A 16818-nucleotide genomic window follows, 5' to 3' on the forward strand; every position below is an offset into this window, starting at 1 on the left:
CTAATAGGAAATTAATTCTTTGTTTTTAAATTCACCATCAACAAACAATATTTGAGGCGTATACTTTCCTTTTTCTGAAACATAGTGTACATCCAAGTCGTAAAAATGATATTCCATTGGGTATGGTGCATAGCTAGTAATGAGTAAGCCTTCTGATGTTTCTTCTATCGAGCCATTGATTACTGCTATATGGCCCTCTTCTTCATAAAGATAGGTCTTTTTTCCAAATCCATCTAAATAGGCAACTAACTCTTCTCCCATATCCCAATCTGCCGTTTCCTCTTCTTTCGTAAATAAGCGGGTAAATATGCCACCATCTCTAAAAAAAGTGGATTGACCAAATCGATTTCTTGATAAATCTGGCCGATTTACATGCGGTCCTGCGATGCTGTAAGTAGAAGCAGCCTCTCCCATCGCAATCTTTGTATTCGTCGCTTTTGCATTTGTATCATAGCAATAAAGGATTCCAACCGTTGCCCGATAGGCAGCCTTTAAAAATCTAGTGTCCTTTAGCTTCTCATACGCTTTAAGCGAAGCTGCCGCTGTAATACCACCCCATAAGGAATGAATCATATAGGACAGGGCTTCCCACCAACGATCAGGGCTCTGTGCACGAAAATCATTAGCAAAACCAATGTTGGCAATTACTAACTCTCCGTATTTCTTCGCTGCATCTAGATGGCCAGTACTCGCTAAAGCTCCTGTCGCCGGGCCGAATCCAGCATTATCATAAAAATGTTCTGTGACTGTAGCTTTATATTTTTCGCTATCAAACGAGACTTTCTCTGCTATTTGAGACCATAAGGATTGAATATGTTGATATTTTTCGAGAAGCCCACGGGTTTTCAATTCTGCTAATAAGTCATCAATATATAGGAAAAATACCCCTAGCATTTGCGCCTCTTCTTTGCCTCTTTCATTGTCATGCATTGCAGGATCTACACGCAGTGAAAAGACATCTGCAGCCCAAGATAAATACGTATCAGGATGATGAAGCTTTAGTATCTCTTCATCGAACTGTGAAAGAAGCAAAAAAACGTGTGCAATATATTCAAAATCCATGCAGCGATAAAAATCTCCATATAAATAAGCTGGTTTTGTAAAATCGCCATTTATAAACCACTTTTGGCGAATGTAGTTTACACACGAAGCTTCTACTTTTTGAACCTCTTCTACATCCGTTTCACGCAGCAAATTGTCTTTTAATACAAGACTTAGCTTTCCAAGGGATTCTCCTTGATTGGAGATTGGTGAATAACTATATGGCACAGGGCTTTCCGGTCCATTAAACAAAGTGTTACTAATATAATTCGAACGATTTTCAATTATTTTCTGAATTGGCTCCATTACATTTAAAATGATGCTATCGGAATGTGTGTGATTCACTTCAATCGTGATTTTATGCTCTCCTGGCATATCGAAAGAAAGAGAAGCCTGATACTTCCTACCTTCCTGTTTAATAAGTGGAAGGATTGTTGCCTTTTGCTTTTGATTCTCCTTGTCTAAATACTCCATATAAGCATCGGTACAAAACGCGTCAGCAGGCAGTTCAAAGGAAAAATCATAGTGCTTGTCTACAATCGCTAAAGGCTCAAAATCAAAGATGGGATGTCCGTAGTTTTTTAGCCCATTATGATAAAAATCTTCTTGATCACTAAATGGCTCCAATGCATATTCCCACTCTTTTTCACCGGAAGCAGAGAGCATTAGCGCATCCTTTCCATACACCCAATCAGCGTTTTCGAAATGCTCTGGATAGCCGCCAGCTAAAACCAATTGATGAAATAATAGTCCATCCAAGGAAGGCGAAACGCTTTCAAAAAACAAATTACGATAAGCACAGTACGTACCTACGGAAAGAGTTCTTCCTTTCTTTTGATAGATTCCTAAGTGCGGTGCTAGATTGCTTCTGCGAACACATGCTAGTTTCGTATAATCGCCTGAAATAGACGGATAGACTGCAGTAGAATGGTTCGTTTGCATTTGATAATCATTAATGCGAAACATCACGTAGCTAACAGATGCCCATAGGTGAAAATGTGTAATCGTTAAAACTTGGTCTGTGCGATTTTTCAAGTTTATCTTCCATAGTAATTGACAATCAGATTGCTCTAAATCATAATCCATGGTTACTTCTACTAGATTAAAAGAATAGGTCAGCTTGATAACTTTCTGATCCTGTATAATTATGGGAGTAGCTTCTGTACTCATATACCGTTCTCCATTAACGGTAAGTGAAAAATTTCCAAATAATTTATCTTTTTCATCATATCCGTATTTTTCAAGATACGGAGAATCCATAACCCAATTCATTTGATGAGCATCTTTATTCAGTATCAATTTTGATAAATTTCCACACGGAGAAACTTCCAAATGGAATTGCTTATTATCCAATACATTCTCCTCCTTTTATTAGAATGATTCTAGCTAAAGTAGAGGTTAAGCAGTATAATTAAATCAGAAAACGTTTTCTTTTTTAAAATATATCAGAATCCATTAGAAAATTATATAAAGGATTTTAGTCAAAATTTAAGATATTCCACACGGGCATTTTGAAAAAGGAAGCTAAATTGAGGTGAATTAAATGGAAATAATATCGATTGCAGTTCCTCCATTTCCGATTTTCATTGAAGGAAATCTTACAAAATATGAAAAAGGTACATGGCATCCTAATCGAAATGACTTAGCGTATTTTGATATTATTTTTGTAAAAGAAGGACGTCTTTTCTTAATCGAGGAAGGAAGAGAGTTTACGATAAATAAGAATGAAATGTTGGTTTTACAGCCATTAAAACATCACTATCCTTTTAAACCAACAGAAGAAGATACGGAATTTTATTGGTTACATTTCTATACAAACAGCTATTATACGGAAGCTAGTGAGCCGACCAACTTAACATCATCCATCCCTATTCCTTCCTTGCACTATCATAATCATAGCTATACGATTCATTTGCAAAAGAAAGGGGCTCTAGTTGATCATAAGGAGATTTATCAAAAAATGGACCAGCTATTATTAGCAACCACTAACGAAAATAAAGATCTATCCTTCTGGGATATCCAATTAAGCTTTTTCTCGTTGATTAATCTATTAGAATCGCAAGGAATAGCAAAGGATAACAGCTATATGACAGCAGAGAAGGTTGTGCAATTTTTAAGAGAAAATTACCATCTGCCCATTACGAATGATACATTAATGGAGCATTTCAATATACACGAAAATACGATTTCTAAATATATGAAGAAATTTTACAAAGTGACCGCACTAGAATATTTAAATTCTTATCGATTAGAGCAAGCAAGAATCTTACTATTAAAAACAGATGACTCCATTCAAACAATCGCAGAGAAATGCGGCTATACCTATGGCCAATACTTCTCAAGTGTCTTCAAGAAGAAATATGGCATTTCCCCATTAAACTATCGAAAAAAGCATTTGGAAGGAGAATCAAGGGAACGATTCTTGTGAGTAGAATACCACAAGAATCGTCCCTCCACTTCCCTATTTCAACAACAGCTTAGCCAATTTCCGTTCTTCTTTATCTTTTGTAGTGGTTGCTATTATATTAAGGCTTTGTTGTATCTCGGCTTGTTTTCTAAAGGTTGTTGACCATTCTGTCAATACACTTAATGCGTGCAAGCGTAAGTTTTCATTTACTGATTTGAGTGCTGCTTGAACTAATGGTATTCCTATGCCATCGAATTCGTGTAAATCTTGTATGATACATTCGAGACAGTTCTGTTCTTCTATTGATAAGCTTGATAAAGAAAACTGCGATTGCGCAAAGGCACAGAGATCCTTAATAGGCTGTAACTCTCTTGTATCCATTATGGCCAAAAACAACATACTGTTTGTTGGCTCCTTCTTTAGCCATTCAAATAATAGAGCAGTGATGTCCAATTGATAGAATCGTGCAATCTCAATCGAGCGGAAATCAATTTCCTCACTCTGTTGCAAAGCATCCATTGCCAGCTGTGACCATTTAGGATTATTAATATAGGGCTGAACTGCTTCTTGAAGCGCTGTACGTTCATGCTGTTTCCATTGCTCGTTTAATCGATCCTCCCAAATTTCTTCATCCGCATTTACAAATTCACTAATTTTGATAATCGGATAGAAATCCTCCAAGGTATCACAATGAGCTTGTGCATGGTGAAGGAAACGTGACAATACAGCACCAGCATAAGGATAGTGATTAATGCCGTCTGGATTTGATTCATCTAATAATCCCTCAATAATCATAGCTGCTCCAGTATATAGTTCCTTCGAAATACTATTTTCATAGAGCGCTACATCAAGCTCTCCCTTTGTAGCACAACGAAGGGCCATAAAATCAGTAAATCTTCTATTTTCACAGCCTTTTGTTAGCAGCCAATATTTCATTTCTGGCGTTTTGGCTTCCACTAGCTCAATTGCTGTCATTTTTCCCAATCCATGAACAGACTGAACTAGTTTCCATATTTGGTCATTTACTCCCTTCCCTCCACTTCTTATTGCGAAAATGGCATATGCCGTAAATTCATCGTGTAAGCCAATTGTATATAACAGCTCTTGATGTTCCTCACAATTAGTAAAGCCGAGTATAAGAATTGCAAATTTAACAACATCTCTATGTGCAGCATGCTCGAGAAGCCACAATGCCTCTTGCTGTAGCACATGTTCATCAAATGCAAGTTGTCCTAATTCCTGAATGATCTCATCTCGATAGATAGCAATATGGTCAAAAATAATTTGGTCGTATGTCGCTTTTCTTGCTTTTACAGTCGGATTTTCCGACTGCTCTTTAAAAAGTTTCATAAGCTTGCTCACAAAAAACGGCGTCTTTGGTTCATTGATAATCAAATCAAAAAGGCCAGGATCTAGCCTCGGCTTACCTGTACCAAAAAAGTAGTCATCATCTGGCAAGCGTCCATCTACTATTCTAGTATTTTCTTGAACCTGCTTTTGTATAAAAGGAATAATTTTGTCTTTATGCTCCCATGGCAGAAATTCAAGCTTTTCTGATTCATTCATAATCGTTTCGTTATCGATTTTAATGATACAGTTGAGACTTATATAGCCACCAATTTTAACAGAGACTTTATGCGTTTTTCCATTCTCCAACGTAAGAATCCCTGATAAACTTGCGTAAGGAAGAAGATGCGAAAAAATAGATTTCCGTCTATTGGAAGCGACTATTACTCCATCAATGAGAAGAGATTCCTCTTTCATTTTATTTACGACTTCAATACAATGCCCTTTATACTCAATGGTCCAGGCCCTCTGAACCTCTTTTTCAATATCCTTTTTCAAGTTTTGCATATCATGTTTTAAACCATCTCTAAACCCCATGCTGACCTCCCTTTTCTTCTTTTTATGTCAAAAATGAATAGGATAGTATATTCATCCATTTTCTACTAATTATTTCCTTCATTCTATTAAATACTATCTTTCTCTTATAGGAAAGACTTTTAAGTAAAATAAGAAGATTAATATGAAAAAAGGACGATTCTTGTGACCTCACAAGAATCGTCCCTCTGCTTCCCCTTTTAAATCTTTAACCGTTTCTCCTTCTATTAATTGCGGTTGATAGTAGTTTTCGTTTTGCAATTCTTTTTTCCCTTGGATTTTTTTTATGATCCAATCGGCTGCATCATGTCCCATTTGCTCTTGGGGATGTGTTAAGGTGGTCAGTTTGATGTTTGCATTTTTAGCAATATAAGAATTATCCTGACCTATAATAGATAATTTTTCTGGAATCGAGATATTAAGTTGTCTGCATACATTTACAACTTCTAAAGCAACCTCATCGTTATAGCATACGATGGCAGTCATCGCTTCTATATGTTCATTCAAGAACGCTTTCAAGTTTATATTTAAATCTAGCTTCGTCTCCGTAGTAAAAGAAAAAACATGCTCTGCCTGAAATCGCAGCTTGGCTTCTCCCAGTGCTTTTATATATCCTTTCATACGGAACTTTCCCTGTAAATCGTCCATTTTTGCAATGAGGCCAATTTTTGTGTGCCCTTTTGCAATTAATTCATTTGTAGCGAGATAGCTTGACTGTACGTCATCTAGACAAAAGTAGGGTACTTCTAATTCCTCGTAATAAGCATTAACCATAATGAATGGAACATCCTGTTCTTTGAATGATAAGTAATATGCAATATTAGGATTGTATACATTACTTTTCGTAGGTTCTACGATTAAACCATCTACACCAAATGACAGCATCATTTCTAATGCTTTCTTTTCTTGTTCCACATCATTATTTGTACTAGCTAAGAGCAGCGAATAATCTTCTACATTCAATCTCCCTTCAATGCCACGGATAATAGAAGGAAAAATGTAATCAGAAATATAGGTTGTTATAACACCAATCGTTTTCCCTTTAGATTTCCCACTCGTTTTTGACTGATATAGATTACTAACATAAGTACCAGATCCTTTTTCGCTTCTAAGATACCCGTCATTTGCTAATTCTAGAATTGCCTTTCGAACAGTATGGCGGCTAACTTGGTACTTTTCTTGCAGGATCGACTCAGTAGGAATTTGTTCTCCAACACGGTAGTCACCTGAAAGAATTTTACTCTTTATCTCATCAATTATGATCTGATACTTTAATTTCATTTAACGCACTTCCTTCAATGTTGTTTTCCATTCAAATTTTTAATCACGATATTTGTATGGTCATATTTTAGCATACGTATGAATAAAATAAAATATCACATAACAAACCATACAAATTACGTACAAATGTTTCTTCTTTCTACTTTATTGATTTTTCCGATTAAATCAGTACAATGCCTTTTGTATGAAAATACTAAAATTGAGTCAATATATATCCACATTCGTTATTTGTGTGTACATTTATATTTTCAATTGACAAAAGTACGTACATATAATATGGTGGATATGTACTAATTAAACAAAAGCATCTCCATTCGATTACAATTGATGAAATCGCTGTCAGGGGGAAATATATGAAAACCAATCAAATAAACATGAAACAGGCAATCGTTGATGGAGCAACTTCACTGGGAATTGAATTCGGGTCCACGCGGATTAAAGCGGTATTAATTGATAATAGCTATGAAACCATCGCATCAGGAAGTTATGAGTGGGAAAATCTGTTGGAAGATGGATTTTGGACGTACAATTTAGTAGATATTATCAACGGTCTACAAACAGCTTATAGTGAAATGAAGCAAGAGGTTGAGCGTAATTATGGTGTCACCATTCGCACAGTTGGTTCTATTGGATTTTCTGCGATGATGCATGGATATATGGCCTTCAATAACACAGGGGAACTACTTGTTCCATTTCGGACATGGCGCAATACAACAACTAGTGTTGCTGCAAAAAAATTAACTGATACCTTTCAATTCAATATTCCAGAACGTTGGAGCATTTCACATCTTTACCAAGCAATTTTGAATGAAGAACAACATATCCCGCGTGTTGAACATATTACCACTTTAGCTGGGTATATCCACTGGTTATTAACTGGCAAAAAAGTGCTAGGCATTGGGGATGCTTCAGGTATGTTCCCAATTGATGAAACAACGCAGGATTACAACCAAGCAATGATTGAACAATTTGATTCGTTAATTGCTACAAAGGAATACCCTTGGAAGCTGAAAGATATCCTTCCTAAAGTTGCAACCGCAGGGGAGCAAGCAGGTGTACTAACAGAAGTAGGGGCAAAAATTCTCGATCGCTCTCGGAACTTACAGCCTGGTATCCCCCTATGTCCGCCAGAAGGCGATGCTGGCACAGGGATGGTTGCAACCAATAGCGTAAGAAAACGTACTGGAAATGTTTCTGTTGGAACCTCTGTTTTTGCAATGATTGTATTAGAAAAAGAGCTTACAAAGGTTTATCCAGAAATCGACTTAGTAACAACACCAGATGGCAGTCCAGTTGCGATGGTTCATGCAAACAACTGTACAAGTGATTTAAATGCATGGATGCGACTATTCCGTGAATCTGCAGAGGCAATGGGACAAACGGTAGATATGAATAAATTATTTGAAGCCTTATTAAGTACTGCTTTGGAAGCGGATCCAGATGGTGGTGGCTTGCTAAGCTACGGTTATTACTCAGGTGAGAATATTACAGGATTAGAAAGTGGACGACCACTCTTTGTCCGTTCACCAGAAAGTAAATTTACTTTAGCAAACTTTATGCGCACACATCTCTTCTCTGCCTTTGGTGCATTGAAGATTGGAATGGATATATTAACAAAACAAGAAAATGTGGCAATCGATAGCATTTTAGGTCATGGTGGTTTATTTAAGACTCCTGTTGTTGGCCAAAAAATTGTTGCTGCTGCCATGAATACTCCTGTTTCTGTAATGGCAACTGCCGGTGAAGGCGGTGCATGGGGAATAGCTATTCTTGCTTCTTATATGATGAATAAAGATCAAAATGATAGTTTAGAAGACTTCCTCGACAAAAAGGTATTTAAAGAGGTGGATAAGCAAGAAATTTATCCTGATCGCTTTGACGTAGAAGGATTCGAAGCATTTATTGACCGTTATAAAAAAGGGCTAGCTATAGAGAAAGCTGCCGTTGAAAATTTGATTCACGAGTAAGGAAACGGAGGGTTTTAATATGTTAGAACATCTAAAAGAAGAAGTATTTTATGCAAATTTAGAGTTGCCTAAGCAAGGACTTGTGAAATACACATGGGGGAATGCAAGTGCGATTGATCGCGATAGTGGTTTATTCGTTATCAAGCCTAGTGGTATTGACTATGAAACAATGAAACCAAGCGATATGGTTGTTATTGATTTAGATGGGAATGTAGTAGAAGGCGATTTCAGACCTTCTTCCGATACAGCTACTCATGCAGTACTTTATAAGCATTATCAAGAAATCGGTGGCATCGTGCACACTCATTCCACTTGGGCAACAATATGGGCGCAGGCAGGTCTTGACCTTCCGGCAATGGGCACCACTCATGCAGACACCTTTTATGGCTCCATTCCATGTGCTCGCTATTTAACGCAAGAAGAAATTGATCGTGGCTATGAAGCGGAAACTGGTAACGTAATCATCGAAACCTTTGAAGAACGCGGATTAGATATTTTAGCTATTCCTGGAGTACTACTACATGGTCATGGTCCCTTCACATGGGGAAAAGATGTTCATTCCGCCGTCATGAATAGCGTCGTGTTAGACGAAGTTGCAAAAATGAATTTATTTACTCGAGAATTAAACCGTTTTTCAGAAGAATTGCCTCAACGCATCTTAGATAAACACTATTTACGTAAACATGGAAAAAATGCCTATTACGGTCAAAAGTAATCGTAAACTACTAAACTTATAAATCGAAAAGAGGGAAATTAAATGTCAACGAATAAAGTATTCTGGTTTGTCGTAGGTTCACAGCATCTATATGGAGAAGAAGCGTTAGGAGAAGTAAAAGCAAACGCACAAAGAATGACTGATGCTTTAAATGAAAGCGGAATTTTACCTTACCCACTTGTTCTACAAGATTTAGCGGTTAATGCTGATAAAATCACAAGCATCATGAAAGAAGTCAACTACCGAGATGAAATTGCTGGTGTCATCACATGGATGCACACTTTCTCTCCTGCGAAAATGTGGATTCGCGGAACCAAACTATTACAAAAACCATTGCTTCATTTAGCCACACAATACAATGAAAGTATCCCTTGGGCAACGATTGATATGGACTTTATGAATTTAAACCAAGCGGCTCACGGTGATCGTGAATATGGTTTTATCAACGCTCGTTTGAATAAACAAAATAAGGTGGTTGTAGGATACTGGCAACGAGCATTCGTACAACAGCAAATTGCCGATTGGATGGATGTAGCAGTAGCATATAACGAAAGTTTTAATATTAAGATAGCTCGTTTTGGAGACAATATGCGTAATGTTGGCGTTACAGATGGAGATAAAATTGAAGCACAAATACAATTCGGATGGACAGTTGACTACTTTGCCATTGGAGACCTTGTTCAATACGTGAACGCTGTAACAGAAGAAGAAATTAATGATTTATTTGCCGAATATGAAACACTTTATGATTTTGATTATGGCAACTATAGTAAAGAAGATTGGGAAGCAAGTGTTAAAGTACAAGCAAGCTATGAAATTGCGATTAAGCGTTTCCTTGACGAAGGCGAATACAATGCCTTTACAACTAACTTCGAAGATTTATATGGCATGAAACAGCTTCCTGGTCTTGCTGTCCAACGTTTAATGGCACAAGGCTATGGCTTTGCTGGAGAAGGAGATTGGAAAACAGCTGCACTTGATCGTCTCCTAAAAGTAATGAGCCATAACCAATCAACAGGATTTATGGAAGATTATACGTATGAATTAGCAGAAGGACAAGAAGCAGTACTTCAATCCCATATGCTTGAAGTAGACCCAACTTTAGCAAGCAACAAACCAAAAATTATCGTCTCACCATTAGGCATTGGCAATCGAGAAGACCCAGCTCGTCTAGTATTTGATGGAAAAGCAGGAGACGGAGTAGTTGTTTCCATGGCTGACTTCGGCACACATTATAAACTTTTAATTAATGAAGTTTCTGCATTTGAACCAACTGTTCCAGCACCAAATCTACCAGTAGCTCGTGTACTATGGGACATCAAACCAAACTTCCAAGACGGAGTGAAGGCTTGGATTGAGAATGGCGGCGGTCACCATACAGTAGTATCCCTAAACCTAACAACAGACCAAATCATCACCTACGCAAAACTCGTCGATTTAGATTACGTTGTCATTAAATAAGGGACATGGGGACAGGTCCCTTGTCCCACTTTGTAAAATAAAAGGAACGGTTCTTATGAGTCGAATGATCTCAAAAAGAACCGTTCCTCTGTTTCTTCTTCATTGAATCAACCTATTCCTCCTGGTCCACCGCTGGAATTAACGCGATTGTAATGAACAACTTCTCCTAATTTTTCTGCTTGTTTGTTTTCAACAGGGGCTGTCATGCCAGATTTCTTTTCGAAATATAATACTAACCCTATCATAATGGCTACTGGTGCAAATAAGAATAAAAATATCATTCTAACACCTCCAATTTTATACTATTTAACATACGCTTTTGTCTTGCCATTAGTTTCATTTATTTGGAAAAAGAAAAAGGGACGGTTCTTGTAGGTCAAATGACCTCACAAGAACCGTCCCTCTGTTTCCCACAAAACTTAGATGCTCCTATGCATAACTGCGTAATACCGATGCCATAAACTTTATGCCTTCTATATAGTCGGTTAGGTTTATGTTTTCGTTTGGAGCATGGTTTTGGGAGGTGGCATTGCCTACACCAAATCCAAGGGATGGGATGCCGAATTTTTGACAAAGATTATACATAGGACCTGTTCCAGCTTGTGAGCGCAGGACTTGTGGTTTTTGGTCATAGAACTGCTCAGCAGTGCTTACAACTTTTTCGACAAGTGGATCGGTTAATTCAGTTGTTCCGGCTCTTTGTCCTTTTAACTTAATAACTTCAATGTCACCAAAGCCGTGTTTATCTAAATGCTTGATCAATAGATCGTAAATCTCTTGGGGATCTTGTTCTGATACTAGACGGAAATCAAGTTTGACCTTTGCTATGGAGGGAAGAACCGTTTTAGATCCTTCTGCTGTATATCCAGATTCGATTCCGCAAATCGTACAGGTTGGTTGAAAAATTAATTTTTCTTTTAAAGGAAAGCCAGTTAAATTATTAACATAGCTTTTTAACCCTAAATTTTCTAAATCAGCTGATTCATCAAGCTCCATTTCTTCTGTCAGCTTTCTTTCTTCTTTTGTTAAAGGTTTGACTTTATCATAAAATCCTTCTATTAACACTTCTTCTTTCGTGTTTTTCAACGTAGAAAGCGCCCATACTAGTCTCCAAGCCGGATTTTCCACAATGGCTGCTTTCGCTGAATGCAGGTCAATATTTGCCCCTTTGGCTCTTAACTCTACATATAACATTCCTTTGCAGCCTAAAGTAATCTGTAGTCTTCCATCCATTGTTTTAAAGCCATTTTCCCAAATACATCCATCAGCTTGGATTTTTTCTGGATTATTAGTAATAAACTCATCTAAATGAGGGCTGCCGATCTCTTCCTCTCCTTCTACCAAAAACTTCAGATTAATAGGCAGTTCACCATATACTTCTTGATAAGCATGGACAGCACAGATTCTAGAGAGAAGTGTCCCCTTATTATCCGCTATACCCCTAGCATATATTTTTCCTTCACGGATTTCGGGAGAAAAAGGATCACTTAGCCATTGATCAATCGGGTCTTCTGGCTGGACATCATAATGATTATAAAAAGAAAGAGTCTTCTTCTCCTTGCCACTTTTTATCTCCCCATAGACAACCGGATTTCCTCCTGTTGCCACTAACTCTACTTCCGCTCCTAAGTTTTTCAAATGATTCTCAACCATTTCTGCCGTTTCCTTTATACCACGGTTTTGAGCGGCTACACTTGGCTGCTTGCAAAGATCAAGCAGCCACTTTACATACAGCTCTTTATTATCTTCTATATATTGATAAACTTCTTTCATAGCTGGATTCTCCCTTATACTATTTACCATTTTATTCGTTTCTCTCCAATAAGGAAGACGTCACCTGTTCTACTCCAACTAAGCCTAAAATCGTTAATAGTATTTTTTGCGCACCGATGTGGCCATCTGTCGGATCATAATACTCCTGTAATGTATGGAATCCTCCACCATCACCTCCACCACCAAGGGTTAATGCTGGAATACCTAAATGAATAGGCACATTAGAATCGGTACTACTCGCTTTATCTAAAATCGGTTCAAATCCAAGCGCTGATGTAGCACATCGAGCCGCTTGCACAATCATACTATTTTTATCTTGTGAACCAGCTGGACGATCGCCTACTTTTTCTATCTGCACGCTAACTTGTGCCTCTACATTCCATCGAGCATTTTCTTCTTCCTTCGCTTGCTCCATTAAATGCAAAAATTTACTTTCAATTACTTCGAGCTCTTCTTGAGAATTAGAACGTAAATCTACTAACATTTCGGCTGTTTCAGCAATGGTATTAACAGAAGTACCGCCTTTTATCATGCCAACATTAAATGTTGTCTTTGGTTCAACTGGTGTTTGCAAATCAGAAATTTTAGCAATCGCTCTCCCTAATGCATGAATCGGACTTGGAATACCAAAATTTCCAAAACTATGTCCACCTGGTCCTGTAAACAACACTTTAAATCTTTTGCTTCCTGTACCTAAGTAAGTAATGCGGCTTGGATCTCCTGGCTCGATTGAGATAAATCCATCTATATCTTCGCGATTTTCAAATAACGCTTTCACTCCTCTTAAATCTCCAAGTCCCTCCTCCCCTACTGACGCACCAATGATTAGATCTCCTTCTGTCTTTAACCCAGCTGCAGTGATAGCGCGAATAATGGTTAAGACAACGGCTAGCCCTCTCCCATCATCACAAATTCCTGGAGCATAGATTAAGCCGTTTTCTCGTACCGCCTTTACATTTGTTCCTCTTGGGAAAACAGTATCTAGATGTGCACAAACAACAAGTTTGGGGCCTTTCCCACTTCCGGGCAACACGCCAAAAACATTTCCTACAGCATCTGTAGATACTCCCTGAACACCTAGCTCTACCAATCTCTTTTTATACCACTCTCCTTTTTCATTCTCTTCAAAGGTTGGTGCTTCTATTTCTGTGAGCTCAATTTGTTCCTCTGTGGTTGCATCATTGTCTTCTTTTAAAAACTCTAATGCCTTTTTGACTTGTTCATTCTGGGAAAGCTTTTTATAGACTTGCTCTACTTTTTCCGTAATACCCTCCGTTTTTTGTTCTACATTTTCCATATAAATGAACTCCTCTCCATCATTTCTATTTTTTAATCTTCTTCTCTTTGTTCAATCATATAAATGACAAGCAACAATATGTTTATCATTAACTTGTAATTTCAAAGGTATTTCTTGCTTGCATCTTTCCATTGCAAATGGACATCTTGTATGAAATACACATCCTGTTGGAGGATTCAAAGGAGAAGGTAACTCTCCTTTCAATTGTATTTTTTCTCGCTTCCTTTTTGGATTTGGGATTGGTACAGAAGATAACAAAGCTTTCGTATAAGGATGCAATGGATTTGCAAATAGTTCATCCGTTGTTGCCTCTTCCATCATTTTTCCTAAATACATGACACCAATCCGATCCGAAATATGACGTACCACACTAATATCGTGAGCGATAAACAGATACGTTAATCGATACTCTTCTTGAATTTCTTGCATAAGATTAATAATTTGCGATTGAATGGAAACATCTAAAGCGGAAACAGGCTCATCACAAATGACTAGCTTCGGATTAGCAATAAGGGCTCTTGCCAGTCCAATTCTCTGCCTTTGCCCTCCTGAAAATTCATGGGGATATCGATAATAGTGATCTGCTTGTAAACCGACCTTTCCCATAATATCCATGACCCGATTCGTATGGTCCTTTTTATCACCAATCGAATGAATCAATAGTGGCTCTTCCAATGTGTTTCCAATTCTTTTTCTTGGATTAAGAGAAGAATAAGGATCTTGGAAAACCATTTGGATTTCCTCTCTCATTTTTTTCAATTCTTTTCCTTTTTTCTGAAAAATATCTTGATTTTTATAGATAGCTGAACCTTCAGTTGGATTGGTTAGTCTCATCAATGTTTTGCCTGTTGTACTTTTACCACAGCCAGATTCGCCAACTAATCCATATGTCTCCCCTTCGTATAATCGAAAGGAAACATCATTGACAGCCTTGACATAATTCTTTATCCCTCCTAATTTCCCAAGAGGACTTTTTACAGGATAGTATTTTTTTAATCCTTGTACATCTAACAGGATTTTCTTCTCTTCCTGGTTAGCTTGAAACATTTGCATAACATTCCTCCTCTTGTGCTATTTTTTCATAATGCCAGCATCGAACCTTTTGATTAGCAGAAGTTTCGGTTAAATCTGGTGCCTTTTCTAAACACAACGAATCGGCGTAAGGGCATCTTGGTGCAAATCTACAGCCTACAGGTACCTTATCAAGGGAAGGAACTGTGCCTTCGATTACATGCAATTTTTCGGAACGATCTCCTTCCATTTGCGGAATAGACTTGATTAATCCTTTTGTATAAGGATGAAGCGGCCTTTCAAATAAGCTTTCTACACTCGCCTCTTCTACTATTTGACCTAAATACATAACTACTACTCTATGACAAAGCTCTGCTACCACCCCTAAATCATGGGTAATAAACATGACGCCCATCTCCAGCTTTTGATTAAGCTCACTAATTAAATCCAATATTTGCGCTTGAATCGTCACATCCAAAGCTGTCGTTGGTTCATCAGCGATAAGTAATTTAGGCTGACATGCCAATGTCATAGCAATCATGACTCTTTGCCTCATACCGCCTGATAGATTATGAGGATAATCATGAACCCGCTTTTCCGGTGCTGGTATTCCAGTGAGCTTTAGCATTTCAATTGCTTTCTCATATGCTTCCTTCTTCGTCACATCTTGATGGAGCATAATCGCCTCCGCTATTTGGAAACCGATTGTTAACACAGGATTTAAAGAACTAAGGGGATCTTGAAAAATCATGGAAATATCATTTCCGCGAATCATCTGCATTTTCCTTTTGGAAAGCTTTAATATATCTGTCTCTCCTTCAAAAAAAATCTGTCCTTCATATTTCACGAGATGCTTTTCATCAAAAAGACGCAGAACCGATTGGGAAGTAACACTTTTCCCGCAGCCTGATTCCCCTACTACTCCCACGATTTCCCCTTTATTAATTTGAAAGGAGACACCATCGATAGCGGTCACTTTTCCTCTTTCTGTATAAAAATGGGTTTTTAAGTCTTGCACATCCAATAACGTATCCGAACTCATATCCTTCCCTCCTTACTATCTTCCTTTTTTTCCTTTGCTTACATTAGGATCTAATAAATCTCTTAGACCATCTCCTAATAAATTTAGTCCCAGTACGGATAGAATAATAAGAATCCCTGGAAATACAGTCATCCACCACGCGTTAAAGATAACAATTTTCCCATCATACAATATATTTCCCCAACTTGGGCTCGGGGCTGGAATACCTGCACCTAAAAAGCTTAGTGCTGCTTCTGTAATAATGGCGTCTGCAAAAATAAACGATGCTTGAACAACTAATGGAGAAATCGTATTTGGAGCAATATGCAGAGCGATAATTCTCCAAGTACTTGCTCCCTGGGCTCTAATCGCTTCAATATAAGTTTCTTCTCTTATAACCAATGCCGTAGACCGAACAATTCGAGCTACGTTAGGAATAAAAACAATTACAAGGGCAATGACTACATTTTGCTTTAATGGTCCTAGTGCTGCCACTAAAGCGATGGCCAATAAAACTCCAGGAATCGCCATTAATCCATCACAAATACGCATCAGAATATTATCCAATGTTTTATAATAGCTTGCGAGCAACCCAATAATTAAGCCAATTAAGCAAGCAAAAAAAGCCACCAATGCTCCTATTCCTAAGGAAACCCTTGCGCCGTATGCAATTCGGGAAAGTAAGTCTCTGCCAAAGTTATCTGTTCCAAGTATATGTTCGGCACTTGGTGCTTTCAGACGGTTTTCCACTTGCATTTCATAAGGACCATATGGAACAACGATCGGAGCAATAAGTGCTATTAATGTTAAAAGCGTTAGAATAATTCCCCCTGTTACAATCAGTTTATTTCCAATAATTCTTTGAAAAAGTAAAAGACGTTGCTGCTTTTTTAAATCATTCTTACTTTCGATAAACTTCAAATCCCGCTCTAATACACTCATCGATTCCCCTCCTCTGTTGTT

13 protein-coding genes are annotated in these 16818 nt (G+C 37.8%); 4 read left to right on the plus strand and 9 right to left on the minus strand.

The genetic code is table 11. The features are described from left to right. Positions 1–2394, minus strand: coding sequence for a hypothetical protein (locus tag RTL21_RS03765; RefSeq protein WP_312093476.1), 2394 nt, complete (start codon positions 2392–2394; stop codon positions 1–3). Between the two features lie 190 nt (positions 2395–2584). Between RTL21_RS03765 and RTL21_RS03770 the strand changes: the two genes are divergently transcribed. Beyond that, entirely contained in the window at positions 2585–3469 is an 885-nt protein-coding gene (locus tag RTL21_RS03770) for an AraC family transcriptional regulator (protein WP_312093478.1), read from the plus strand. A 33-nt stretch (positions 3470–3502) separates the two neighbouring features. Here RTL21_RS03770 and RTL21_RS03775 read toward each other — a convergent pair whose 3' ends face one another. Then, complete coding sequence (locus RTL21_RS03775; protein WP_312093480.1) at positions 3503–5332, minus strand: hypothetical protein; 1830 nt, start codon at positions 5330–5332, stop codon at positions 3503–3505. 168 nt (positions 5333–5500) lie between these two features. After that, positions 5501–6610 (minus strand): GntR family transcriptional regulator, encoded by a 1110-nt coding sequence (locus RTL21_RS03780; protein WP_312093482.1) that lies wholly within the window; start codon positions 6608–6610, stop codon positions 5501–5503. Positions 6611–6963: 353 nt separating this feature from the next. On the opposite strand from RTL21_RS03780, the gene RTL21_RS03785 reads away from it, so the two are divergent. From RTL21_RS03785 to araA, 3 genes are read left to right on the plus strand one after another with little or no spacing between them, the layout of a single operon-like run. Continuing rightward, positions 6964–8577, plus strand: coding sequence for a xylulokinase (locus RTL21_RS03785; RefSeq protein WP_312093484.1), 1614 nt, complete (start codon positions 6964–6966; stop codon positions 8575–8577). A gap of 19 nt (positions 8578–8596) precedes the next feature. Beyond that, complete coding sequence (locus RTL21_RS03790; RefSeq protein ID WP_312093486.1) at positions 8597–9292, plus strand: L-ribulose-5-phosphate 4-epimerase; 696 nt, start codon at positions 8597–8599, stop codon at positions 9290–9292. A 42-nt stretch (positions 9293–9334) separates the two neighbouring features. Next, complete coding sequence (araA, locus tag RTL21_RS03795) at positions 9335–10753, plus strand: L-arabinose isomerase (protein ID WP_312093488.1); 1419 nt, start codon at positions 9335–9337, stop codon at positions 10751–10753. 107 nt (positions 10754–10860) lie between these two features. Here araA and RTL21_RS03800 read toward each other — a convergent pair whose 3' ends face one another. The 6 genes from RTL21_RS03800 to RTL21_RS03825 form a co-directional block, all read right to left on the minus strand. Continuing rightward, positions 10861–11034 (minus strand): hypothetical protein, encoded by a 174-nt coding sequence (locus tag RTL21_RS03800; protein WP_312093490.1) that lies wholly within the window; start codon positions 11032–11034, stop codon positions 10861–10863. Between the two features lie 148 nt (positions 11035–11182). Further along, a complete protein-coding gene (locus RTL21_RS03805; RefSeq protein ID WP_312093492.1) occupies positions 11183–12526 on the minus strand; it encodes a M20/M25/M40 family metallo-hydrolase in 1344 nt (447 codons plus the stop codon). A 31-nt stretch (positions 12527–12557) separates the two neighbouring features. After that, the gene (locus tag RTL21_RS03810) at positions 12558–13823 is read right to left on the minus strand and encodes a M20/M25/M40 family metallo-hydrolase (RefSeq protein WP_312093494.1); all 1266 of its coding nucleotides are present in this window, start codon (positions 13821–13823) and stop codon (positions 12558–12560) included. Between the two features lie 51 nt (positions 13824–13874). After that, positions 13875–14870 carry an ABC transporter ATP-binding protein gene (locus tag RTL21_RS03815; protein ID WP_235251969.1) on the minus strand — a complete coding sequence of 332 codons (996 nt, stop codon included), beginning with the start codon at positions 14868–14870 and terminating at the stop codon, positions 13875–13877. Then, a complete protein-coding gene (locus tag RTL21_RS03820; RefSeq protein ID WP_235251948.1) occupies positions 14857–15876 on the minus strand; it encodes an ABC transporter ATP-binding protein in 1020 nt (339 codons plus the stop codon). The genes RTL21_RS03815 and RTL21_RS03820 overlap by 14 nt, the downstream gene beginning before the upstream one ends. A gap of 15 nt (positions 15877–15891) precedes the next feature. Next, the gene (locus RTL21_RS03825) at positions 15892–16797 is read right to left on the minus strand and encodes an ABC transporter permease (RefSeq protein WP_235251949.1); all 906 of its coding nucleotides are present in this window, start codon (positions 16795–16797) and stop codon (positions 15892–15894) included. Positions 16798–16818: the final 21 nt, after the last annotated feature.

It is taken from the genome of Niallia sp. (genome assembly GCF_031978665.1).
GTDB lineage: Bacteria > Bacillota > Bacilli > Bacillales > Cytobacillaceae > Niallia.